The 25,412-nt window shown below is 49.2% G+C and carries 16 protein-coding genes and 1 CRISPR repeat array; of the genes, 6 read left to right on the top strand and 10 right to left on the bottom strand.

Translation table 11 applies throughout. From position 1 onward, the window contains the following. Positions 1 to 30: 30 nt before the first annotated feature. Positions 31 to 990, bottom strand: a complete 960-nt coding sequence (locus Dia5BBH33_RS01235) for an alpha/beta hydrolase (RefSeq protein ID WP_232518067.1) — start codon at positions 988 to 990, stop codon at positions 31 to 33. Beyond that, complete coding sequence (locus Dia5BBH33_RS11175) at positions 974 to 1,120, bottom strand: hypothetical protein (protein ID WP_198419641.1); 147 nt, start codon at positions 1,118 to 1,120, stop codon at positions 974 to 976. Before Dia5BBH33_RS11175 ends, Dia5BBH33_RS01235 begins: the two co-directional genes overlap by 17 nt. A 140-nt stretch (positions 1,121 to 1,260) precedes the next feature. Between Dia5BBH33_RS11175 and Dia5BBH33_RS01230 the strand changes: the two genes are divergently transcribed. After that, positions 1,261 to 2,148: a LysR family transcriptional regulator gene (locus Dia5BBH33_RS01230; RefSeq protein WP_143332200.1), complete on the top strand. Its 888-nt coding sequence runs from the start codon at positions 1,261 to 1,263 to the stop codon at positions 2,146 to 2,148. Between the two features lie 271 nt (positions 2,149 to 2,419). Here Dia5BBH33_RS01230 and Dia5BBH33_RS01225 read toward each other — a convergent pair whose 3' ends face one another. The 3 genes from Dia5BBH33_RS01225 to Dia5BBH33_RS01215 all read right to left on the bottom strand — a co-directional run bounded on the left by Dia5BBH33_RS01225 (position 2,420) and on the right by Dia5BBH33_RS01215 (position 6,977). Beyond that, entirely contained in the window at positions 2,420 to 2,701 is a 282-nt protein-coding gene (locus Dia5BBH33_RS01225; RefSeq protein WP_022382396.1) for a glutaredoxin family protein, read from the bottom strand. Positions 2,702 to 2,856: 155 nt separating this feature from the next. Next, a complete protein-coding gene (locus tag Dia5BBH33_RS01220; RefSeq protein WP_143332199.1) occupies positions 2,857 to 4,410 on the bottom strand; it encodes a DEAD/DEAH box helicase in 1,554 nt (517 codons plus the stop codon). A 524-nt stretch (positions 4,411 to 4,934) separates the two neighbouring features. Further along, entirely contained in the window at positions 4,935 to 6,977 is a 2,043-nt protein-coding gene (locus Dia5BBH33_RS01215) for a TonB-dependent receptor plug domain-containing protein (RefSeq protein WP_143332198.1), read from the bottom strand. Between the two features lie 287 nt (positions 6,978 to 7,264). Between Dia5BBH33_RS01215 and Dia5BBH33_RS01210 the strand changes: the two genes are divergently transcribed. The 5 genes from Dia5BBH33_RS01210 to Dia5BBH33_RS01190 all read left to right on the top strand — a co-directional run bounded on the left by Dia5BBH33_RS01210 (position 7,265) and on the right by Dia5BBH33_RS01190 (position 12,603). Then, positions 7,265 to 8,443 carry a M20 metallopeptidase family protein gene (locus Dia5BBH33_RS01210; protein ID WP_143332197.1) on the top strand — a complete coding sequence of 393 codons (1,179 nt, stop codon included), beginning with the start codon at positions 7,265 to 7,267 and terminating at the stop codon, positions 8,441 to 8,443. A gap of 38 nt (positions 8,444 to 8,481) precedes the next feature. Next, entirely contained in the window at positions 8,482 to 9,495 is a 1,014-nt protein-coding gene (gene argF / locus Dia5BBH33_RS01205; protein ID WP_143332196.1) for an ornithine carbamoyltransferase, read from the top strand. Between the two features lie 18 nt (positions 9,496 to 9,513). After that, positions 9,514 to 10,488, top strand: coding sequence for an N-acetyl-gamma-glutamyl-phosphate reductase (gene argC, locus Dia5BBH33_RS01200; RefSeq protein WP_143332195.1), 975 nt, complete (start codon positions 9,514 to 9,516; stop codon positions 10,486 to 10,488). Between the two features lie 61 nt (positions 10,489 to 10,549). Continuing rightward, the gene (gene argB / locus Dia5BBH33_RS01195) at positions 10,550 to 11,407 is read left to right on the top strand and encodes an acetylglutamate kinase (RefSeq protein WP_022382402.1); all 858 of its coding nucleotides are present in this window, start codon (positions 10,550 to 10,552) and stop codon (positions 11,405 to 11,407) included. A 26-nt stretch (positions 11,408 to 11,433) separates the two neighbouring features. Then, positions 11,434 to 12,603 carry an aspartate aminotransferase family protein gene (locus Dia5BBH33_RS01190; RefSeq protein ID WP_143332194.1) on the top strand — a complete coding sequence of 390 codons (1,170 nt, stop codon included), beginning with the start codon at positions 11,434 to 11,436 and terminating at the stop codon, positions 12,601 to 12,603. 83 nt (positions 12,604 to 12,686) lie between these two features. Here Dia5BBH33_RS01190 and Dia5BBH33_RS01185 read toward each other — a convergent pair whose 3' ends face one another. From Dia5BBH33_RS01185 to Dia5BBH33_RS01165, 5 genes are all read right to left on the bottom strand, one after another. After that, positions 12,687 to 13,799 (bottom strand): hypothetical protein, encoded by a 1,113-nt coding sequence (locus Dia5BBH33_RS01185; protein ID WP_143332193.1) that lies wholly within the window; start codon positions 13,797 to 13,799, stop codon positions 12,687 to 12,689. Positions 13,800 to 14,194: 395 nt separating this feature from the next. Next, positions 14,195 to 21,501: a CRISPR direct-repeat array (repeat unit 28 nt; unit sequence TTTCTAAGCTGCCTATGCGGCAGTGATC). Positions 21,502 to 21,633: 132 nt separating this feature from the next. Further along, positions 21,634 to 22,212, bottom strand: a complete 579-nt coding sequence (gene cas6f, locus Dia5BBH33_RS01180; protein ID WP_022381644.1) for a type I-F CRISPR-associated endoribonuclease Cas6/Csy4 — start codon at positions 22,210 to 22,212, stop codon at positions 21,634 to 21,636. 6 nt (positions 22,213 to 22,218) lie between these two features. After that, positions 22,219 to 23,250, bottom strand: a complete 1,032-nt coding sequence (gene csy3, locus Dia5BBH33_RS01175; RefSeq protein ID WP_022381643.1) for a type I-F CRISPR-associated protein Csy3 — start codon at positions 23,248 to 23,250, stop codon at positions 22,219 to 22,221. Between the two features lie 17 nt (positions 23,251 to 23,267). Beyond that, entirely contained in the window at positions 23,268 to 24,161 is an 894-nt protein-coding gene (gene csy2, locus Dia5BBH33_RS01170; RefSeq protein WP_232518066.1) for a type I-F CRISPR-associated protein Csy2, read from the bottom strand. An 11-nt stretch (positions 24,162 to 24,172) separates the two neighbouring features. Continuing rightward, a complete protein-coding gene (locus Dia5BBH33_RS01165; RefSeq protein ID WP_143332192.1) occupies positions 24,173 to 25,396 on the bottom strand; it encodes a type I-F CRISPR-associated protein Csy1 in 1,224 nt (407 codons plus the stop codon). Positions 25,397 to 25,412 lie beyond the last annotated feature (16 nt).

Here is a 25,412-nt window from a genome sequence, read left to right as displayed (position 1 = left end):
CCTTATTTCTTTATTTCTTTTATCCTTACCTTATTTCAGGTATTCCTGGAAGAATTCATCAATGGCCTTGAACGGGATGATATCCATCTGGTCGTAGAGGTCCGTGTGAACGGCGCCCGGAATGGAGAGGAATTTCTTATTGTCCCCCTTCAGCTTCTTGAATGCATCCTGGCTGAAGTAGTAAGAATGCGCCTTGTCGCCATGGACGATGAGGACAGCGCTTCTGATTTCCCCTGCGTAGGAGAGAAGCGGCATGTTCATAAAGGAGAGCGCTGATGTCTTGTTCCATCCTGCATTCGAATTGACGGAACGCGGATGATAGCCGCGCTTTGTCTTGTAGTAAGCGTGGTAATCCTTCACGAAGAACGGCGCATCATCCGGAAGCGGATTGACGACACCGCCGGCCTTGGCATACGTATCATTCTTGTAGTCTTCTGTTCTCTGTTCGTTCAGAGCCTTCCTCATTTCATATCTGTCATCCGGCGTCATCTTGTCAAAGTATCCGTTGGCCGTGACGCGGGACATATCATACATGGTGGAAGTGACTGTCGCCTTGATTCTTGTATCCATGGCAGCTGCATTGAGAGCCATACCGCCCCATCCGCAGATGCCGAGGATGCCGATGCGGTTCGGATCGACATTGTCTCTTGTGGAGAGGAAATCTACGGCAGCAGAGAAATCTTCCGTATTGATATCCGGGGATGCCACGTCTCTTGGCGTGCCGCCGCTTTCACCGGTAAAGGACGGATCGAAGGCAATCGTCAGATAGCCCATTTCTGCCAGCTTCTGTGCATAAAGTCCGGAAGACTGTTCCTTCACAGCACCGAACGGTCCTGCAACAGCGATGGCAGGAAGCTTTCCTTTTGCATTCTTCGGTGTATACATATCTGCGGCAAGTGTAATGCCGTAGCGGTTATGGAATGTCACCTTCTGGTGATCGACTAAATCACTCTTCGGGAATACCTTGTCCCATTCATTTGTCAGTTTCAATGGCTGATCTCCTTTCGATATCTGTACAGTAATCGTACTTGCCTGACCTGCCAGAATATCCGCACGCAGTCGTTCCGCCAAAAGCCAGGAGCAGGCTCAATGCGGCAATGGCCGCCCATTTCTTCTTCATTTCCATCCTTCCTTTCTGCATCACTCAATCTATGTATAGTATAATTTCAATCTAAATAAATTACTAATATTAATATATAATCGTTATCTATTAGATTTCTTAATAGATTAAGTTATAATGAAGGAAAGGAGTGAACGACTATGGATATCGAACTGCTCAGGAATTTTCTGGAAATCGCGCGGCTCGGCAGCATGACAAAAGCGGCCTCATCGCTTCATATTTCACAGCCAACGCTCTCTGTCCAGATGAAATCCCTGGAAGAAGTGCTGGGAAGGAAACTTTTCCGCAAGGAAGGACGGAATCTTGTCATGACGGAAGAAGGCGAGCTCCTTGAAAGAAGAGCCGCTGACATCATAGGCCTCACGGATAAGACGCTGTCTGAATTCCGCGCGCTCTCTGACAGCCTGGGAGGAGACGTCCGCATCGGCTGCGCTGAATCAGTCCTGATCGACCACCTGGCACTTGCCGTCAAAAAAATCAAGAAGAAACGCCCCTTCCTCCGCTGCCATATCACAAGCGGAGACACAGCCATCGTCACAAGCATTCTGGAACAGGGCCTCATCGACTTTGCCATCATCGTCGAACCGCCGGACCTTGACCGCTACGACTCCATCCGGATTCCCGGCGTCGATACATGGTGCGCCGTCATTCCTGAGGACTCGCCGCTAGCCGCCAAGAAGAGCCTTACCTTTGACTATATAAAAAATGAACCCATTATTATGTCCAAGCAGTCCTTCCTCGCCGACCTGCCGCGCTGGTGCGGAAGCCGCCGCGATGAGCTGACCATCTTCGGATACCTGAACCTTTTCTACAACGGCACCCGCTTCGTCAAAAATCACATGGCCATCCTTCTCACCTTCGCGGGACTTGCCGAATCAGGAAACGGCCTTGCCGTCCGTCCCCTTTCACCCGCCCTTTCCAACCGCATGTACATCGTCTGGAAAAAGCGCCAGATCTTCTCTCCCGCCGCGAGGGACCTCCTGGAAATCCTTCGGGAAAATGCAGAAAAAGAACCTGTCAATGAATAATAAAAAGGGGCTGTGACAAAATTCGTTAAAACGCTGCCTTTTCCTTTTCTCGAGCGAAGCGAGGTTTAAGGGTGTTAACCTTGCTCCGAAGGAGAAGGTCCCGGCGAAGCCGGGGAATAGAGTAGTTCTCGAGCGCAGCGAGGTTTTTAGGTTTTCAGACAGAACAAATAAATACATTTGTTAGATAATCCTTTAATGGAATATTCCAATAGAAAAAGGTGCTGTGGCAAAATGATAAACCATTTTGTCACAGCACCTTTTTTGCTACCGTTTATTCCGCAGCAGCTTTTAAGGTTTTTTCTACAGCTGCCTTGATTGTCTCGTAATCCTGTCCGGGCTGGGCTTCGAAAAGCTTTTCCCCGTCGATGAAGAGGCTCGGTACATAGTAGTACTTGCCGTTGTATGGAGTGACGAGCTCCGGCTGCAGCTGTTCATCGATCACTTCTACTTCTGCATTGGCATATTCCGGTTTCTGGCAAAGTTCCTCGAATGCCTTCTTCGCTTTTGCGCAGTACGGGCATCCCGGGATCTTGATCATGGTAATTTTTTTCATGGAACATTCCTCCTTCTTGGAAATTTGGATTCCTGTATTTAAGATACTCTGTTTCCCCTGAAATTGCTAGTATCGAAAAAATTCTTTTTAGTCTTGTTTCAGAAAATCCAAAAGACCGGGAATGATCCCGGCCTCTTTTCATTCAAGCCCTCTAATCAGTCAGAGTTCTTGAAGTATAATTTGAAATTGGAGTCCTGCACTCTCGGGCTCTTCGGTCCTTTCGGACGATTGCCGCGACCGCCTTCGAAATGACGGCCTCCGCGCTTTCCTTCGAAACGGCGTCCTTCTCTGTCGCCGCGGCCTTCATGGTCGCCGCGTCCTTCGAAGTGTCTTCTCGGGCGGTTTCCGCCTTCGAAACGACGGTGTCCGCCGCCGCTTCTTCTTCTGAAGTTCGGAGCTTCTTCCGTGATCTTGACCGGAGTAACGTCCGGCTGTTTGGTCAGCAGTTTGATAGCTGCTGCAACGAGGGATACGGAGTCCTGGTCATTCAGGAGTTCTTCGGCGCTTTCGCGGAACTGTTCGAGTCCGCCAGCCTGAGCTGCTTCGGAAAGGCTTTCAATGGCAGCCTTCTGGTTTTCTTCCATGACTTCGGTCAGTGTCGGTACAGAGCGGCGGGTAATGCGGCGGCGGATGACTCTTTCGATGTCACGCAGCTGGCCCATTTCTCTGGAAATGACGAATGTCGTAGCAAGACCGGTCTGTCCTGCGCGGCCTGTACGGCCTACGCGGTGTACATAGATTTCCGGATCCTGCGGCATATCGAAGTTGTAAACGTGTGTGACGCCGGAAATATCAAGGCCTCTGGCAGCGACGTCGGTAGCAACGAGGATATCAATGGTGCCTTCCTTGAACTGGCGTACGACGGTGTCTCTCTTCTGCTGGGACAGGTCGCCGTGAAGACCTTCGGCCATGTAGCCTCTCTTCTTCAGAGCTTCGGTGACTTCATCGCAGCGGCGCTTGGTGCGTACGAATACGATAGCCAGTTCGGGATCCTGCATATCGAGCAGACGGCAGAGTGCGTCAAATTTCTGACGGTCCGGCAGTTCGATGTATTCCTGTTCGATCAGGTCGATGGTTACGGTAGCAGCCTTGATCTTGACGACTTCCGGGTCCTTCAGGAATGTTTCAGCGAGTTCACGGATCGGTCCAGGCATGGTAGCGGAGAAGAACATGGTCTGTCTTTCTTCCGGAATAGCAGCAAGGATCGTGCGGATGTCGTCGATGAATCCCATATCGACCATTTCATCGCCTTCATCAAGGACGAGAATCTGTACATTGGAGAGGTCGATCGTGCCGCGCTTCATATGGTCCATCAGACGGCCCGGGGTAGCTACGATGATGTTTGGTTTCTTGCGGAGTGCCTTGAACTGGCGTTCAATATCCTGACCGCCGTAGATCGGCAGTGCGTGGATCGGCAGGTACTGTGCAAGATGGTTGATTTCTTCAGCGGACTGGATAGCCAGTTCTCTGGTTGGCGAAAGGATGACTGCCTGCGGACCTGGCTTTGTTGTGTCAATGCGTTCCAGTACAGGGATACCGAATGCTGCGGTTTTGCCTGTGCCTGTCTGTGCCTGACCAATCAGATCCTTTCCGGAAAGTGCTACTGGAATGGAGACCTTCTGGATCGGGGTCGGTTCCTCGAACCCCATATCCTTTACGGCCTGCAGAATTTCCGGCTGGATTCCTAATTCGTCAAAAGTTTCGTACATGTGTTTCCTCCTGTGTGCGTCATGGGTACGCATTCGCTCATCGCTAATAAAAAAGGCAGGCGTCTCAATCTATGCATCTTTGCATCTTCCGGGTCTTCGTATCTGCGGATCCATCCGCTCCCGGGCACTAAAAAAAGAGAACACTACAAGCGTCTCTCCCATGATTTACGTTTCTCGGTTGTCCGTTCTCGTTAGTACATGCCTGCTCATTGATGTTATTATATCACACTTTTTCAATTAAAAGTAAAATATTTCAGAAAATATCAAAAATAGTCAATATTTTTTAGAAAAAGAGTACACTTTTATCTATAATCCCTCAAAATCAGAAATATTTCTTGAAAATGGCTGGATATACCACATAATTACCGAAATACTATTCCATTTCATACAGATTGTCATAGAAGCGAAACGGGAGTATCCGCCGCTTTCCCATTCAGGAAATGCATTCATGCAAAGAAAAAGCCGCAGGAAATGCATCGCATTCCCGCAGCTCTCTATATAACAGCCTCTTTATAATACCCCGCTTACAGTCTGACCTGCATGCCTGTGAACCATTCTCTTCCATGGACGTAAAGGTCGTCCACTTTCTTGTCGAACCAGTTATAGACGCCCGCCGTCATGGACCAGTCGTCCCAGCGTTTCCGGATGGACGTGTTCAGCGTCTGGAATGTATACGCTTCATCATCAAAGCGGTAGTGGTCCTGGAAGGTATCCCAGATGGCGCCCGACCAGCCGTAATCATCATGATCATCATAGAAAAGAGCGGCCGTCACCGTATGGCGCGCGCGGTTGTCGAGCATCGTGCCGTCCGTCTTGTTCTCGGCATCGAGGTACACATGCGAAAGTCGCCAGTTCCAGCGGCTTCCCATCAGCGCGGAAAGCTCTGTCTCCACGCCCTCGATGTCGGCGCGGTTCACGTTTTCATAATGGTAGACGGCATCGCTCACCTGCACGATGTCGATCAGGTTCTTCACGCGGTTCTTGAACCAGGTCACCTTGCCCTTGAGATTTCCCAATTCCCATTCATATGAAAGATCGAGGGAGCGGGATTTCTCCGGAGAAAGATCGGGATTGCCGTAAATGCGGTAAGCGAAATGATTGAGATTGAGGTACATTTCCGAAACTGTCGGCGCGCGGTATCCGGCGCCATAGTCTGCCTTGATCCTGTTATGGGGATCCAGCTCCCATGTCGCGCCCAGTCTTGGCACGCCGTAATCACCGAAGCGGTTGTTATGCTCCATGCGGAAGGATGGTGTCAGCGTCACGCCCCCGCCCATCGTCCAGAAATCCGTCACATAGAGCGCCGCATTCTCGATGCTGTGCCCTTCTTCTTCCTTTCCTTCGCCGAGGCGCGTCCCCGTGTACGACGTCATGCGGTAATCCCCGCCGTACGTCACGCGGTGCTTGTCAAAGGTCATCGTGTCCTTTCCGGAAAGCGCCCACTCCGTGTACTCCGCCTTGTCGTAATCGCTGGCAGGGTACAACGTGTCCAGCATGGAATTCACGAATGGCGGAAGGATGCCCGTAAAATCAGGACGGTCATTGCTCGTCTTCGAATTCTTCGTAAGGCGGCTGTAGGAAACGCTGCCTTCGTATTCATTTCTGTCCGTCTTTCCTGTATACGTTAGGAACGTGTCCGTCTCATGACGGTCGATGCGGCTCCTGTCATCCTTCTGGAGCGGCAGGTACAGCCAGCCCATCTGCATGCCGCCGTCAGCAAAGCGCGTCAGCATCGATTCGTCGAAGTAATTCACGCCGAAGCGCACCTTGTTCTCGTTCCTGTTCTCGAAATCATAGACCGTATCGAGCCCGATTTCCTGTCTTCTGCCATAGCCCGGCACATCCCAGCCGTCCGTTATGATGCCGCGTTCATCCGTCCCCTGGTTCCTGTAGGAAAGAGGGCGCACCTTTGCCGTGCTGTAATGGAAGGAGGAATTCCAGCGGCCGAGTTTCCCAGTCGTATAGCGGAGGTCCTCGCCCCACTCCGCCTCCCCCGTGTGGAAGCCGAGCACCGTTTCTTCCTTGTCCGGCTTCTTCGTGATGATATTGATGACGCCGCCCATGCCGTCTGAGCCGTACATCGCACCCGACGGACCCCTCACGACTTCGATCTTGTCGATCGTGGAAAGAGGAATCCTTGAAAGAAGGTAGGCATTCTTTGTCTGGCTCGTATCCTCATCCGCCATGCGCCTGCCGTCAACAAGGATCAGCACCTGATTCGTATTCATGCCGCGGAGCATCACCTGCGTGCCGCCCATGGAAGCCGTGCTGCCGGCCTTCCCGCTTGAAAGGTTGATTCCCGTCACAAGCTCCAGGGCCTGCGTCGCATTCACCGCGCCAAGGCTTTCGATTTCCTTCTGATCGACGACCTGGACCGCCTGCGGTTCCTTCTTCGATTCGACTGGCATCTTTTCTGCCGTCACAACCATCTCCGGAAGCGAATATACCTCTTCTGCGCCGGAAGAAATCGGCATCAAGAGAGCCCCTCCCATGGAAAGAAGCACTGCCTTCTTTATTATATTTTTCTTATTAATAGAGCCGCGAGAGCCGCGCGGCTGATTCATCATGATCCCCCCTTGCCAGAGCCTGACCGGCAGGCTGCCTGTATTTATTCCTTTCTATTATACTTCATGGTCCGAATGCGCTCTCAAAAAATTTTTCAAAAAATATTTATGTAACTTATTGAATATTTATTCTAAAAGTTGTATTATTATTATTTCAATCCAAAAACGTGCGGATTTTTATATTTCTTCAAAAATTGAGATTTGATGGAAATAATCCACATATCCGCCGAATATCGTTTATGCAATATTGCATAAACATGCATTTATGCCATAGAAAAGAGGTCCTCGGAATGTACGAAAAGGAAGTCAAGGAAAAAACATCGCAGATCCTGCCAAAGGTGGTGGGATGGAGACGACACTTCCATGAATATCCTGAAGTGTCCGGAGAAGAAAAAGAGACTTCCCTTTATATCCAGCAGGTCCTCACTGAACTCGGCATCCCCTTTGAAACAGGCTTCTTCGGGACGGCAGTCCTTGGGACTATCAAAGGCGATCTTCCCGGCAAGACCGTAGCCCTCAGAGCCGACATGGATGCCCTCCCCGTCACCGAATTGACAGGCCTGCCCTTTGCTTCGAAAAACAAAGGCGTCATGCACGCATGCGGCCACGACGGCCACATGTCCATCCTTCTCGGCGCTGCCGCTGTCCTCCAGTCCATGAAGAGCCAGCTCCACGGCACAGTGAAGCTCGTATTCCAGCCGGCTGAAGAAGAAGCTTCCATCGGGGGCGGACGCCACATCGCCGCTTCCGGCAAGCTCGATGACATCGAAGAAATCTACGGCCTCCACGTATGGCCTGAACTTCCCGTCGGGCAGGTCGGACTGAAAAAAGGAAATCTCATGGCAGCATCCGATCGTTTCTACGTCCACGTCAAAGGGAAATCCACCCACGCAGCGCAGCCGCACAATGGCACGGATGCTCTCGTAGCCGCTGCCCACTTCATCATCGACGTGCAGACACTCATCTCCCGTGAGATGAACCCGATGGAAAATGTCGTATGCACCATCGGCCTCATGAATGCAGGCACCCGCTACAACGTAGGCGTCGAAGATGCTTACCTCGAAGGTACCGTCCGTACGTACACCCCGGCCCTCCGCGACAAGATGGAACAGCGTCTGGGAGAACTCCTCAAAGGGCTCGACTACACGTTTGGCACCCATTCCGAACTGAACTACGTACGCGGCCACAGCGCCACGATCAATACACCGGAAAAGATTGACTTCCTCGATGAAGTTGCCAAGACCTACATCGGCAAGGAACACATCACCCATCCGGAATTCCCGTCCATGTGTGCAGAAGACTTCTCCTACTACCTTGAAAAATTCCCCGGCGCCTTCCTCTGGCTCGGCACCGGCAAGGAAGGAACTCCTGCCCTGCACAATGCAAGCTTCGCTCTAGACGAATCCATCCTTCCACTGGGCATCATCATGGAAGCAGGCGCCTGCCTCGAAACTTTAGCCAAAGAATAATCCCGTTCGAAAGAACATTTCCCTCTGAGAGGTATATCATGAAAAGCTTACTCAATAAACCGTTCCTGAGCATGACCGACTACACACCCGAAGAATTCGCATACTACCTGGACCTCGCAGCCGCTCTTAAGAAAGACAAGAAAGAAGGCAAGGAAATCCAGACACTGAAGGGAAAGAACTTTGCCCTCATCTTCGAAAAAGATTCCACACGAACCCGCTGTGCATTCGAAGTCGCTGCCAGAGACCAGCGCGCATTCACCACATACCTCGGACCGACAGGCAGCCAGATCGGCAAGAAAGAATCCATTGCCGACACCGCCCGCGTCCTCGCATCCATGTTCGATGGAATCGAATACAGAGGCTTCAAGCAGTCCGCTGTCGAAGAACTCGCAGCCAAGGCAGGCGTTCCCGTCTGGAACGGCCTCACCGACTACGACCACCCGACACAGACCCTCGCCAATTTCCTGACACTGAAGGAACATTTCAATAAACCTCTGAATGAACTCTCCTTCGCTTACGTCGGACACGGACAGTCCAATATGGCGCACGCCCTCATGGCAGGCGCAGCCCTTGCAGGCATGGACTTCCGCATCATCGGACCCGCCCAGTTCTTCCCTGAAGACGATTTCCTCGCCAAATGCCAGAAAATCGCTGAGAAGACTGGCGCGACCTTCACCTTCACCGACGATCCCGTAGAAGGCGTCAAAGGCCTCGACGTCATCTACACCGGAGTCTGGGTCACCATGGGCGACCCCTACGAACTCTGGGGCGAACGCATCAAACTCTTCATGCCATACCGCATCACGATGGACATGATCAAGAACACCGGAAATCCGGACACCGTCTTCTGCCACTGCCTCCCGGCCTTCCACAATACCGAGACAAAAGTCGGCAAGGACATCTACGAAAGATTCGGCCTCGACGGCATCGAAGTCACAGACGACGTCTTCGAAGCGCCGTTCTCTCTGGCCTTCCAGGAAGCCGCCAACAGACTCCCGACCATCAAAGCCGTGATGGTCGCCTCATTTGCCGAGTATCCCATTCATGAATAAGAAAGAAGGATGAGTATCATGACACAGAAATCACTGCCAAAAGTCTTTATCGTCGGAGAATCAGGAACCACGGGCCTCCGCCTGCACGACCGCCTGTCCGGCAGAAAAGACATCGACCTTCTTTCCCTTCCCGAAGACAAGAAAAAGGACATCGACACCATCGTTTCCTTTGCCAAGGAAGCCGACATCATGTTCCTCTGCCTTCCGGATGATGCATCCAGGGAAATCGTCAAAGCCACCGAAGGCACAGGCATCCGCATCCTCGACACCTCCACTGCCCACCGGACGAAAGAGGACTGGGTCTACGGATTCCCTGAACTTTCCGAGCAGCAGAAAGACGCCATCGCCAAAGCGGATAAAGTCGCAGTCCCGGGCTGCCACGCATCCGGCGTCATTTCCATCCTCTACCCGCTCGTCAAAGCCGGCGTCCTCCCGATCAATTACCCCCTCCACTGCTTCTCCCTCACCGGATACAGCGGCGGCGGCAAATCCATGATCAAGGACTACGAAGAAAACATGAGAGAAGAACTCAAGGCTCCCCGCCAGTACGGACTCTCCCAGAAGCACAAGCACCTTCCGGAAATCATGAAAGTCTGCAAACTCTGCGAAGAACCGATCTTTTCACCAATCGTAGCCGACTATGTGGCCGGCATGCAGGTCACCATCGGCTTCCACACCCATTTCCTGCAGCTCCCCTGCGGACTTCCCGGATCCGTCGACATCGACGATTTCCATGAAATCTACAAACGCTGCTACAAAGGTTCCAATATCGTCAAAATTTCTGACCTTACCACCGACGAAACGAACGGCCTCTTCCTCAATGCGAACAAGGATGCCGGCAAAGACAGCCTCACCATCTACATCGCAGGAAACGACGACCGCATTCTCGTCCTCGCCTCTTTTGACAACCTCGGCAAAGGCGCTTCCGGAGCTGCCATCGAATGCATGAACATCATGCTCGGCTTCCCGGCAGAGACCGGCCTTGTCCTCTAAGCAAAAGCGGCTCCTTCCATAAGGAGGGAGCCCTCTTTATACCCCGAAAAGGAGACTTACCATGAACCAGGCAACTAATGCAGTACGCGCCGAGATCCTCACCCAGGCGATCCCGTACATCAAAGAATACGCAGGAAAATACGTCGTTGCCAAGTACGGCGGAAATGCAATGACCGATCCGGAACTGAAGAAATCCGTCATGCAGGACATCCTTCTCCTCCGCCTCGTCGGCGTCAATGTCATCCTCGTCCATGGAGGCGGCCCTGATATCAACCATATGCTGGATGCCCTCCACATCGAGTCCCACTTCGTGAACGGCCTCCGAGTCACGAACGAAGACACCATGGAAGTCGTGCAGATGGTCCTTGCCGGTAAGATCAATAAAGGCCTTGTCGCTGAACTCACCGCCCTTGGCGGAAAGGCAGCCGGCCTCTGCGGTATAGACGGCAACCTTATTCACGTCCACACCAAGGACCCGGCCCTCGGCCTTGTAGGAGAAATCGACGCCGTCAATAAAGGCATCATCGACAACCTCCTCGCAGGCGGCTACATCCCCGTCATTTCCTCCGTCGGCATCGACGACAAAGGACAGCCGCACAATATCAACGCCGACACAGCAGCCACTGAAATCGCAGCTGCCCTGAACGCCGAATGTCTCGTCTTCATGAGCAACATCGACGGCGTCCTCAAGGACAAGGACAACCCCTGCAGCCTCATCAAGTCCCTCACCGTCGAAGAGACGGAAGCCCTCAAGAAAGACGGCACCATCGCAGGCGGCATGATCCCCAAAGTCGACGGATGCACCGACGCCATCAAAGGCGGCGTCAAGAAAGTCTTCATCATCAATGGAGAGATCCCGCACGCTCTCCTCATCGAACTCTTAACCGACGAAGGACTCGGAACCATGTTCTCCGCCTGATCGAATACAGAAAAGGAGCCAGACCCATGAATACATTTGAAAAAGACAAGACCTACATCACCCACACTTACAACAGATACCCCGTATGCTTCGTCAAGGGAGAAGGATCCCACCTCTATGACGACAAAGGCAAAGAATACATCGACATGGGCACCGGCATCGGCGTCGACGTCCTCGGCATTTCCTATGAACCCTGGATCGAAGCCGTCACCAAGCAGCTCCATACCCTGAACCATGTATCCAACCTTTTCTACACCATGCCCCAGACAGACCTGGCACAGGCGCTCTGCGAAAAGACAGGCATGAAGGACGTATTCTTCTCCAACTCCGGCGCTGAAGCCAATGAATGCGCCATCAAGGGAGCCAGAAAATACTCCATCGACAAGTACGGCAAGGACAGAACCACCATCGTCACCCTGATCAACAGCTTCCACGGCCGTACCATCACCACCCTCGCTGCAACCGGCCAGGACGTATTCCATCAGAACTTCTTCCCCCTGACAGAAGGATTCCTCTACACACCGGCCAATGACCTCGATGCCTTCATCAAACTCTGCGAAGCCCATCCGGAAATCTGCGCCGTCATGGTAGAACCTATCCAGGGCGAAGGCGGCGTCCATCCCCTCGATAAAGACTTCTTCGAAGGCGTCGGCGCTTATGCCAAGGAACATGACATCCTCCTCGTCGTCGACGAAGTACAGACAGGAAATGGCCGTACAGGAAAACTCTACGGCTACATGAACTACGACGTCACCCCGGACATCATCTCCACTGCCAAAGGCCTGGGCGGCGGCCTTCCGATCGGAGCTACCCTCTTCGGCGAAAAGACAAAGGACGTCCTCTCCAGCGGCACCCACGGCTCCACCTTCGGCGGCAACCCGATCGTCTGCGCAGGCGCCCTCGCCATCCTTGATCACATCGATGACAAGCTCCTTGATTCCGTCGCTGAAAAAGGCAAATTCATCAAAGAAAGCTTCGAAGGTGCCAAAGGCGTCAAATCCGTAGCAGGCATGGGCCTCATGTGGGGCATCGAGCCAGAAAAAGACGTTTCCACTATCGTTCCCAAACTCCTTGAAAAAGGTGTCGTCGTACTGACAGCGAAAGAAAAAATCCGTCTCCTCCCTGCGCTCAACATTCCTGAAGAAGACCTTGAAAAAGCAGTCTCCATCATGAAAGAAGTTCTCGCAGAAGACTAAAGACAATAATGACAATAATAAAAAGACTGTGGCGAAATGATTGCACATTTCGCCGCAGCCTTTTTGCTTAGGGGAAAACAGGTTTACTTGTGTTCTGCTATGAACCTTCTCACCAGATGATTCAGGACTGCCGTCGGCGTCAGGTAAAGATCCAGGCATGCTTTCTTGAAATCACGCTTGAGCTCCTTATTCATGCGGAATGCTGCCATCGCCGAGCCTTCCCTGCCCATGGCGACGGGGCTGAATCCATCCGCATTTCCCTTCTTCACGAACGACGCCGCCAGATCATTCAGGACCTCCCGCTGCGACCTTCCCATCGCCTTGCAGATCCGCCCGAACTCCTCCTTGTCCCTTTCCAGAATGAAGAACGTCATCTGCGACGTATCCGAAGACGACGGATTCTTAGCGCTGTCCAGCTTTTTCATCATTTCCTGATGATCCTTCCCATACCACTTCACATAAAGCGCCATAAAAGCCGTCAGCACATTCGATACCGCAAATCCCGCCTGGCTGCACGTTTCCTTCAGAAGATCACGAGAAGACTCAGGCATCTCCACCCTTGCCGCGCAGTCCTTCACGATTTCAAAAGAAAGAGCCGGCAGACCAGACTCCACCATCTCCGGATGACGCCCGTACTCGTCGATGAAAGCAAGGATCGTCGAGCGCGCATCGCTCCCATTGGCCCGGCAAAGGTACATGAACTTCTTCTTCAGCGCATACGAAGTCTTGAAACTCGTGACTACACCCTTTTCCACTCCGCGGATTTCCTTCGTATCCTTCGAAAGAGTCTCCCCCTTCACCGCATACCAGCACATGAAAGCATTCAGCATCGCATTCACCGAGCATCCGTAATGCTCGCAGTTCTCTGCCAGACGATCCTTCACCGAAGCTGGCACACGCGCAATGAAACGCTCCGTCAAAAGCGAACCCGACGCCCCCTGCTGCTCCATCCTTTCCTTCACTCCTTCCACCAGTGACAAAAGCTCACGCGACCGGTCCCGCCCGGCCGCAAGATCCGACAAGTACTCCTCCGCCATCCTGTTCATGACAGCATTCCCCGTCATATGCGCCGCCTTGCACCGTTCAAAGAAACGCGCGCGAAGGACCGGAAACGCAGCGATATAAACCTCCTTCGCCGCATCCTTCCCCCGCCCCTTCCTGGCAGCCAGAGTAATCCTTCCCACCGAATCCATCATGCTCACTCCATTCCAGCAGACACATCTATGGGATGCCTTCCCGCATCCCAGACACCCACTCTCCCCTCTACTATCAGTATAATTTTTACAATGACAAATCCTGTCTACTTCAAGAGCCTAACAAAAGATTTTTTTGAAGAAACGTCAAAAAAGAAATAAAAAAAGAAAGATTCAGCAAAGTGAACCTTTCAAAGAGAAACATGAGCTGCCTGTGCGGCAGTGCTGTTTTTCTCGAGCGAAGCGAGGTTTAAGTGGTTTTGACCTTGCCCTTTAGGGAAGGTGGCGGCGGAGCCGTCGGATGAGTTGTAGTTCGTACAGCCGTCAGGCTGGTTGTATGGTTTTTCTGTTGTCTCGGCAATGATTGAATCGCACGTGGAGAAAAGGAAATCTCACGTTTTCTAAGCTGCCTATGCGGCAGTGATCCCCGGCCAGCTGATTGTGATTCATGTGAAGGATTTCTAAGCTGCCTATGCGGCAGTGATCCTGCATGGAAGAACTGGTGTATCGCACCATGCATTTCTAAGCTGCCTATGCGGCAGTGATCATTCTCGTCACCCGTGATGACCTTGTAAATAGTTTCTAAGCTGCCTATGCGGCAGTGATCTTTTCTTCCGTCCGATCTCACGCCGGACCTGACTTTCTAAGCTGCCTATGCGGCAGTGATCCAGTACGCACCAATCACGAATGGCATCCTCCAGTTTCTAAGCTGCCTATGCGGCAGTGATCGAAAAGCCGAACGGTTGAAAAGGTGCGTTCGATTTCTAAGCTGCCTATGCGGCAGTGATCAAGGACTTTGAGAAAGACGGCTATGGAACATGTTTCTAAGCTGCCTATGCGGCAGTGATCGCGGAACCAGAATGGAGACATTACCGCATTATTTTCTAAGCTGCCTATGCGGCAGTGATCCAAAGAAGACTACATGAACCTTATTTGAAAGGTTTCTAAGCTGCCTATGCGGCAGTGATCACAAAGGCGGCGCAGGAGTTGTTCATGTCCGTTTTCTAAGCTGCCTATGCGGCAGTGATCAGGCAGGCAATGAGGGATAAAGGCGTCAGGTGTTTCTAAGCTGCCTATGCGGCAGTGATCGTACACAATAAAGGAGTGGTGAGATGGCACGCTTTCTAAGCTGCCTATGCGGCAGTGATCTATATCTTTAGGTAGCACCTAAACTATCTTTATTTCTAAGCTGCCTATGCGGCAGTGATCAGATGATTGGCGTGTCTGGGACTTCCAAAACATTTCTAAGCTGCCTATGCGGCAGTGATCGTTGATATGATTTGTTATGGTATCAGAGATAATTTCTAAGCTGCCTATGCGGCAGTGATCAAAATCCGTTTCATAGTCTTTTATGTCAACTGTTTCTAAGCTGCCTATGCGGCAGTGATCAGCAATTTATCTATATCGTACATGCCGGTTATTTTCTAAGCTGCCTATGCGGCAGTGATCACGTAGAGGCCGGAGTAATCACCGTAGAATACATTTCTAAGCTGCCTATGCGGCAGTGATCTCGGAGTCATTGCAATCTGCATCATCATTGCATTTCTAAGCTGCCTATGCGGCAGTGATCTATACACATCCCGGAAACGATGCAGGCAGGAATTTCTAAGCTGCCTATGCGGCAGTGATCTAGAGTCCGGCAACATTCGCAAATCCATGAAATTTCTAAGCTGCCTATGCGGCAGTGATCGGAATAGCGGTTCCATCGCCGTCACACTTGATTTTCTAAGCTGCCTATGCGGCAGTGATCGATAAGGTGAACAAGGCATGGCAGTCTTACATTTTCTAAGCTGCCTATGCGGCAGTGATCCGCGTTTCCCTGCCCCCGGCGTACTTTTTTGATTTCTAAGCTGCCTATGCGGCAGTGATCTGTCGAAAGCGCGCCGGTGTGGGAGAAGTTATTTTCTAAGCTGCCTATGCGGCAGTGATCCTGTTATTATTATCATTATTTGTTTATTGCCATTTCTAAGCTGCCTATGCGGCAGTGATCGGGATATGATTCCAGCGGATTTGAGCACACGCGTTTCTAAGCTGCCTATGCGGCAGTGATCTGATTCAAGGGCCGCCTGCGCAATGCAGACAGTTTCTAAGCTGCCTATGCGGCAGTGATCCTGTTATTATTATCATTATTTGTTTATTGCCATTTCTAAGCTGCCTATGCGGCAGTGATCGGGATATGATTCCAGCGGATTTGAGCACACGCGTTTCTAAGCTGCCTATGCGGCAGTGATCTGATTCAAGGGCCGCCTGCGCAATGCAGACAGTTTCTAAGCTGCCTATGCGGCAGTGATCCGCAACGAACCCGGGCGGCCGCGGGCACATGTGTTTCTAAGCTGCCTATGCGGCAGTGATCAATAGAATCATGAATAACATCCGACTTTTTATATTTCTAAGCTGCCTATGCGGCAGTGATCATTGGCCTCCTGCCAGTGTTTTTGCTTGATAATTTCTAAGCTGCCTATGCGGCAGTGATCCGTATGGTGCATGTTCAGCTCTTTCATGCCATTTTCTAAGCTGCCTATGCGGCAGTGATCGGGAGGTCACCTTCTCTGCGGTCTACCATGCATTTTCTAAGCTGCCTATGCGGCAGTGATCACTCTGCGGCCTCACGAATTTCTGCTGGTGTCTTTCTAAGCTGCCTATGCGGCAGTGATCGTCTGCGTGGTAGTAACAGAATTGATGCCTTTTTTCTAAGCTGCCTATGCGGCAGTGATCCCGAGTATCACATGATTTTAAGTGTATTTGATTTTCTAAGCTGCCTATGCGGCAGTGATCCTGACACAGAAGGGAAATGAAATTCTCCGAAATTTCTAAGCTGCCTATGCGGCAGTGATCGCACTCTTGTATGGATTGAGCCCCAAGACCGTTTTCTAAGCTGCCTATGCGGCAGTGATCGAACTGTTAAGCAGTCCGCTGGCGCTTGTATTTTTCTAAGCTGCCTATGCGGCAGTGATCCGGCACAAACCTATAGGCGCCGTCTTTGTCCGTTTCTAAGCTGCCTATGCGGCAGTGATCGACCTGCTTATTTATGGCCGTATCAGCCTGCATTTCTAAGCTGCCTATGCGGCAGTGATCACTTTCCGGCACACCCACGCCACGAGGCTCCTTTTCTAAGCTGCCTATGCGGCAGTGATCTTTACAACATTGCTGTCAGCCTGCTTTCCCAATTTCTAAGCTGCCTATGCGGCAGTGATCATGAAAACTCTTACCGCAGAACAGTGGCCAAATTTCTAAGCTGCCTATGCGGCAGTGATCCATGATTGCAACCCGTTTGACCATTCATCGGATTTCTAAGCTGCCTATGCGGCAGTGATCTATAGCCGATGCGGCCAATGACAAAGGGTACATTTCTAAGCTGCCTATGCGGCAGTGATCTTGATTTTCTACGCATGCGGCTGCGCTGGGTTTTTCTAAGCTGCCTATGCGGCAGTGATCGAAATCCGGAGCTGCGCGGAGGCCCTTTATAATTTCTAAGCTGCCTATGCGGCAGTGATCCTTTTAATATCACATTGTGCTATGTGATAGTCTTTCTAAGCTGCCTATGCGGCAGTGATCGTTAAACGGTGCCGGTTATGCTTTCGTGAACTTTTCTAAGCTGCCTATGCGGCAGTGATCGCTTTCTGCTATCTATATTTCCCAAAGTATATTTTCTAAGCTGCCTATGCGGCAGTGATCCTGGACAGAATAGCGCACTTGCTTTTTATTATTTTTCTAAGCTGCCTATGCGGCAGTGATCGAAAATTAAATATTGTAATCCGGTGTGTGTCTTTTCTAAGCTGCCTATGCGGCAGTGATCCGCCAATTTAGGTAGCAGCTAACGCCAATTTATTTCTAAGCTGCCTATGCGGCAGTGATCAGTTGAAGTTTCGCCGGTGTGTGAGAAAATGTTTTCTAAGCTGCCTATGCGGCAGTGATCTAAAGGGGGTGGAAGTTATGAGGCAGTACGCATTTCTAAGCTGCCTATGCGGCAGTGATCTGTTATTATTGACTGTCATGTTCAATGACTGCTTTCTAAGCTGCCTATGCGGCAGTGATCTCTACCAAACTTCTACCAAATTTCTACCAAATTTTCTAAGCTGCCTATGCGGCAGTGATCCTCACATGTCGTAGCCGGTCCGTAGCCGTCCATTTCTAAGCTGCCTATGCGGCAGTGATCACATAGTATGTGACAGCCGGGGGCGTATCGGCTTTCTAAGCTGCCTATGCGGCAGTGATCGTTTTCCACGGCCAGAAATCCTCCCTGGTAATTTTCTAAGCTGCCTATGCGGCAGTGATCTTTTTCTTTGGTGTCCGCGGCGCTGTATTCCATTTCTAAGCTGCCTATGCGGCAGTGATCAGTACAGAAATCTGAAAAGTATGGGTTTGTGTTTTCTAAGCTGCCTATGCGGCAGTGATCCAAAAATTACTGTGATACAATACAAGCATAAATTTCTAAGCTGCCTATGCGGCAGTGATCAACTCAATCTCAAAGATTTGCAGAAGCTTTCATTTCTAAGCTGCCTATGCGGCAGTGATCAACAGATAACCGATTGTTTTTTAGTATAGTGATTTCTAAGCTGCCTATGCGGCAGTGATCAACTACTGTAGACTTAACGGCAGCATTTCGCATTTCTAAGCTGCCTATGCGGCAGTGATCGAACTGCTGTCGGAGTAAAATTAAGTTCAGATTTTCTAAGCTGCCTATGCGGCAGTGATCCCATACGGCCGCTTCCTAAAGTGTAGGTAAATTTTCTAAGCTGCCTATGCGGCAGTGATCGAAGGACAGGATCTGCAGGAACTCGCAAGGAGCTTTCTAAGCTGCCTATGCGGCAGTGATCTGCTGAATGATGGACTTGATTTTCAGGAAATTTTTCTAAGCTGCCTATGCGGCAGTGATCAAGGCTTCGTGTAGAGGCAGGAATCCTTCTTATTTCTAAGCTGCCTATGCGGCAGTGATCAATCTGGAATGGAATGAAATGAAGGTTTCTTTATTTCTAAGCTGCCTATGCGGCAGTGATCCTTCTGCCTGCACAGAAGAACCATACAAAGCCTTTCTAAGCTGCCTATGCGGCAGTGATCACATACCGCTTTGTGCCATCCTGGGCGTCGTATTTCTAAGCTGCCTATGCGGCAGTGATCGGTCTACTTCATCGCATAAAAGGATGCGGATATTTCTAAGCTGCCTATGCGGCAGTGATCCCCGTCGTGTCCTGTGCGCTGCCAGATGGCGGTTTCTAAGCTGCCTATGCGGCAGTGATCTATTGTATATATCTGGTGAGGTGAATTTCAATTTTCTAAGCTGCCTATGCGGCAGTGATCTTATGAATCAATGGCACGTTTAGTGTCAGAAATTTCTAAGCTGCCTATGCGGCAGTGATCTTTGTAAATTTTTCTTCGGAGCCTGATGAAGACTTTCTAAGCTGCCTATGCGGCAGTGATCCCTCGATGGCTTCCCTGGCCTCCTCAAGTTTGTTTCTAAGCTGCCTATGCGGCAGTGATCAAATAAAATTGACTTTGGTAGTCCATTTTGTATTTCTAAGCTGCCTATGCGGCAGTGATCAGTCACCGGCGGATGGGCTGTAGCCGTCATTATTTCTAAGCTGCCTATGCGGCAGTGATCGGCAGGAGGCCAGTGATGAAAACGACAAGGGTATTTCTAAGCTGCCTATGCGGCAGTGATCTTTTGAATCATCCTTTCTGATTTTACTCTTCGTTTCTAAGCTGCCTATGCGGCAGTGATCTTTTTTGAAATTTTTTTCGAAAGGCGGTGAATTTTCTAAGCTGCCTATGCGGCAGTGATCCCCGTCGTGTCCTGTGCGCTGCCAGATGGCGGTTTCTAAGCTGCCTATGCGGCAGTGATCTATTGTATATATCTGGTGAGGTGAATTTCAATTTTCTAAGCTGCCTATGCGGCAGTGATCTTATGAATCAATGGCACGTTTAGTGTCAGAAATTTCTAAGCTGCCTATGCGGCAGTGATCTTTGTAAATTTTTCTTCGGAGCCTGATGAAGACTTTCTAAGCTGCCTATGCGGCAGTGATCCCTCGATGGCTTCCCTGGCCTCCTCAAGTTTGTTTCTAAGCTGCCTATGCGGCAGTGATCAAATAAAATTGACTTTGGTAGTCCATTTTGTATTTCTAAGCTGCCTATGCGGCAGTGATCAGTCACCGGCGGATGGGCTGTAGCCGTCATTATTTCTAAGCTGCCTATGCGGCAGTGATCGGCAGGAGGCCAGTGATGAAAACGACAAGGGTATTTCTAAGCTGCCTATGCGGCAGTGATCTTTTGAATCATCCTTTCTGATTTTACTCTTCGTTTCTAAGCTGCCTATGCGGCAGTGATCTTTTTTGAAATTTTTTTCGAAAGGCGGTGAATTTTCTAAGCTGCCTATGCGGCAGTGATCCCCGTCGTGTCCTGTGCGCTGCCAGATGGCGGTTTCTAAGCTGCCTATGCGGCAGTGATCTATTGTATATATCTGGTGAGGTGAATTTCAATTTTCTAAGCTGCCTATGCGGCAGTGATCTTATGAATCAATGGCACGTTTAGTGTCAGAAATTTCTAAGCTGCCTATGCGGCAGTGATCTTTGTAAATTTTTCTTCGGAGCCTGATGAAGACTTTCTAAGCTGCCTATGCGGCAGTGATCCCTCGATGGCTTCCCTGGCCTCCTCAAGTTTGTTTCTAAGCTGCCTATGCGGCAGTGATCAAATAAAATTGACTTTGGTAGTCCATTTTGTATTTCTAAGCTGCCTATGCGGCAGTGATCAGTCACCGGCGGATGGGCTGTAGCCGTCATTATTTCTAAGCTGCCTATGCGGCAGTGATCGGCAGGAGGCCAGTGATGAAAACGACAAGGGTATTTCTAAGCTGCCTATGCGGCAGTGATCTTGGCATTTCTTTCAAATCAGCGTCAGATGTTTTTCTAAGCTGCCTATGCGGCAGTGATCTTTTTTGAAATTTTTTTCGAAAGGCGGTGAATTTTCTAAGCTGCCTATGCGGCAGTGATCCCCGTCGTGTCCTGTGCGCTGCCAGATGGCGGTTTCTAAGCTGCCTATGCGGCAGTGATCTATTGTATATATCTGGTGAGGTGAATTTCAATTTTCTAAGCTGCCTATGCGGCAGTGATCTTATGAATCAATGGCACGTTTAGTGTCAGAAATTTCTAAGCTGCCTATGCGGCAGTGATCTTTGTAAATTTTTCTTCGGAGCCTGATGAAGACTTTCTAAGCTGCCTATGCGGCAGTGATCGTAAATGCAGGTAATGCAACAGAAACAAACCTTTTCTAAGCTGCCTATGCGGCAGTGATCAAAGCTTCTGTTATTTATTATTTGTATCATTATTTCTAAGCTGCCTATGCGGCAGTGATCCCTGTAAATAATGTATAGGGTGTGTCTATTGATTTCTAAGCTGCCTATGCGGCAGTGATCTCCTTCGCGATTCAGTGTGCACTACGAAAAAATTTCTAAGCTGCCTATGCGGCAGTGATCACTATGATAAAGATATAAGCTTTTTCATGTTCTTTCTAAGCTGCCTATGCGGCAGTGATCGGAACCAATACTCTGCTTTTTCATCAGTGCATTTTCTAAGCTGCCTATGCGGCAGTGATCCCCATGATTTTCATTCCGGCGGACAGGATTGATTTCTAAGCTGCCTATGCGGCAGTGATCAGAGCGGCAGAAAAATGCTGTAATCCAGAACATTTCTAAGCTGCCTATGCGGCAGTGATCTATGCATGTGCATAGAGATTTCTTAGATTCTATCATACCATCCGGAATTACGTGATGCAAAACCCTTTTAAAAGGGGGCTTCGAAAAAAGTTAGATTTTATCGCTCTTTTTCCGAAGCCTTTTTTATTTGGGTCAAAATTCGGGTACTGCTGCACCCTTGCTCAGCCCGTAAGTTGTAAATCCGCCCTGGCCTTCTTCTTTCTTTTCTTCTTTTTTGACGAAAAGATTGAAGGTTTGCCCTGTAGATAAGCTCTTTAACTGAATGAAGGGAAGGTCATACTTTTCTTCTCTTTGTTTCAGCATCTTGAAAGCTGCTTTCTCGGTAACTTCAGGATGCCTTTTTGCATATCTACGGGCTTTTCTGGCAATGGAGCTGTCCGGCTGGTATCTTGCGAATTTTACATACCCTTTGACTTTGGACTCCGGTACTTCACGAATGCTTGTGATATGAACGTAATCACTCAATCGTCTCAGTGCTTTTTTCAGATCCAGTTTTTTCAGATCTGCTTCTTCCGGTGCAAAAACTCTTGCCTTTTCTCCCATAGATTCATCAGCATATTCAGGAAATGAGACTCCATAGATTTGTTTATGATCTATATTTTCCCGGTCGGCGAATGCCAAATGGATCTGTGCATAGACTTTTGTCCAGAGGAAATCCGGCGGAATTTCAGCATCCGGAATCAATGTAATTTCTTGATAGTATTTCATCATAATAAATTACTCTTCATCGTTCTTGCCAAAGACACCGCCGCGTACCAGGACTGCCATGACATAGTTTTTGTCATCATCGGAATCAAGATCTACGCCATTTGAGTAATCATCAAAGAGTGTGTAGAAGTCTTTCTTTTCTTTCGGTGTTCTGTAAGCCATGCCCATGTTTGTTACGGCGCCGTATGGTTCAACAGCAATTGGTCCGGTTTCTACTTCATCAAAGCTCGGATACCAGGTATCGATAGCACGGATAGCGTTGCCAAGCTTCTGTGAATGCATAGCTGCGATATCATTTACCTGATAAAGGATTTTGCTCTTCTTTTCTCTGCCTTCCACTTTATCTTTGTTCAGGATCATTTCTTCGCTGGGGTATACTTCCTGTCCCTGTCCTTCGAAGGCAAATGCAGTGACTTTCAAGAGGAGATAGTTTCTTTCTCCGCAAAGTGCCTCAGCAATGAGACCTGCAAGTTCTTCTACATCGTCAGATGTGTCACCGAAATCTTTCAGAGAGAAATCGTATGCATCAAAGATCCATTCTTTTTCCACGCCATCTTCTTTCAGCGCGACAACATGGACTTCAATTTTTTCTGCGCCGACACGGTTTCTCCAAAGGAAACGGCCATTTGCAAGGTTCAGCGCATAGCGGCGAGACAGTTCTTTGAATCCATTTTCTGCAATGAAATCTTCTCCCATTTTTTTGATGCTTTCATAATGTTTTGGATCATTGCACGCCGAAGGATACTGAACGCCAGAGAGTACTTTGACAGTGAATTCAAGTTTCAATGTATCTTCATCCATCGTCAAAGAAGCGCTGTCGACAGTCTGCAGGTTTGCTTTCTGAATTTCTTCATTCAGTTTAGCCGGATCATTTTTTACAGCACCTTTCAGACGATTAGAAATTGTGCCGCGAACTGATTTTTCCTGAAGTCTGACTGGAACAGCTTTGCCGCTTCTGTCTTCCCATGTCGTTCCATACATATAGCCGTCAGATACAACCAGTTTCTTTTCGAATGCGAGTACTTCACCTTTTTTTGCCATTTTACATTCCTCCCTAATTAAATTTTCTGATTTCTGCAAAGATATAATTCCTGATTTTCATCATAAGCATACCGCCACATCATATCGTCAATTGAATCGAAATGATACGGCATACGGAATTCACCGAGTGTTACGACACTTTCAGCAAACCGATGCTGCGTTTCTTTATCACGCTGATTTCTGCAGATTCCCAGTGGTGACAATCCCTTAAAACCTACAGAGATCGGGATGATCCAGCCTGTGCCTTTTCTCGAAAGATTCCATCCCGTAATTTTCCCATTTTCATCTTTCCTTGCGCTCATATTGACTTTCGTATAATCAAGAAGCGCATCAAGACCGTTAGTGCCATTTTCCATTTCCTGCTTAAGGATATCCCGTCTTTCAATGATGACATATCCTGGCATGAGCATACCTCTTACTCTGCGGATTGTTGCTGGATCATCTACATCGGTATACTGTATGCTCATACTTTGTATCCTGTTGATATCACCGCCAGCGATTTTCATCCGCCAGATTTCGCTCTGTACTTTTTCAAGAATGGCATCTTTATCATCAGGATCCAGTCCATCGATCTCGATTAAGATGGAAGCCGAAAGGTCAATGTGCGGTTCCTCAATCGTAGGTGGCCTTTCCCAGTCAGCTCCCTTTTTAATTAATGGATTCGCCGTATTAACAACAGCATTCCCATACGCTCCTTTAAACACATGCAGCCTTGTTTTATGAAAGCTGACTGCGACACCTGTGAAATGGATCTCTGAAAAATCAGTATCTTCTCTCTTTTTCTGATTCAGACCGCGAACTTTTCTTTCTAAAGCATGGACAGCTCCCAGCCATGCTGTCATAGCCGGAACTCCGATCGTATATGTACTGCTCATTGCATTTGCGTTATGAATCTGCATTTTCCTAATCACAAGATATGTACTCATAATCCCAGTCTCACCTCCTCACGCAGCTGATCATAAATGGTGTTTCTGAAGTAATCCGTCTCTGCATCTCCGAGAGTTACCTTTTCGTCTCGTTCAATTTTTTCATATGTACGAATAATCCAGCGCGCGAAATCCTTGCTGACAGCTTCTACCCACGCGTCTCCTTCTCTTTCACTTTCGTATGCATTGTCGAGCCAGATTTTCTGAAAACGTGGAAGCCCATTGTACTTTTCATCATCACTCCAGCCAGAAGGATTCTCTTCACGGATTCTTCCGGCAGTCATCATGGCCGTATCAATGATTCCCCCAAGGATCCGATCTCTCTTCTCTCTAATACCTGCATTATTCCAATTGATTTTAAATAATGCATGCAAACGTGATACGAAAGATCTGTATTCGGAATACGGAACGGATTCTTTAAAGAAATTCCTCTTTGGAAGAATTAAATCCCGTTCATTCAAAACAGGCGGAAGTGATGAAACCAGATATCCTTCCCCATGATGCAGCATGTTAAGCCCACTAATGTTCTGCGGCTTTGTCCCGCCGAAGGTGATGACCGTCTTATCCCAGACATTGCTGCAGTCCTTCCCATAATTAGGATCTTTAGGATCCCTTGCAGCAGAGAATTCTCTTCTAATGATGTTCAGCTTATCAAACAATGTTCCCAATTCACTAGTGCTTGGCATTACTGTCAAAAGATGATATTCTCCTTCACTTATTGGGAAATAGACCTGCCTTAAATTCTTATCTGTAAATCCCCTGGTTCCTGTCTTAAGGTCCTTAAATTGCTGATACAATTTCTCCGAGTCAATTCCATAAAGCTTCAGTTCATCGGCTTTTCCATCCTGGTTCAGAATGTGTTCCAATATAGACTGTCCGTCTTCCATTTTATACAAGAGAAGCATGGCCGCTGTCATGATATTGGCATTCGGATACACGATATCCGTCTCACATTGTGTATTTTCCGTTGTCAAATATCCGTCAGGCCTCTCTTTGCTCTCTACATAGAGATGCACAGTACTGTCAGGATTAGCAAATCTTCCCACATGTGTTGCTAATGTGTATTTAGATATTTGCTTCTCTAAGAGATCGCGTACCCAGACGCCTATCTTAACACGCCTGGCTTCTTCATCTAGAAAACCGTCTGGTAGTTTCTTGCGGTCTTCGACAATTTTCTTAGCGACTGCTCTACTTTCAAGAAATTCCGCAATTTCTCCCAAATTTCTCCCTTCCCTT

Origin of the sequence: Dialister hominis, assembly GCF_007164725.1 — a bacterium.
GTDB lineage: Bacteria > Bacillota > Negativicutes > Veillonellales > Dialisteraceae > Dialister > Dialister hominis.
Note: the sequence above shows the minus strand (reverse complement) of the source record. Positions and strands in the feature narration are given on the sequence as shown.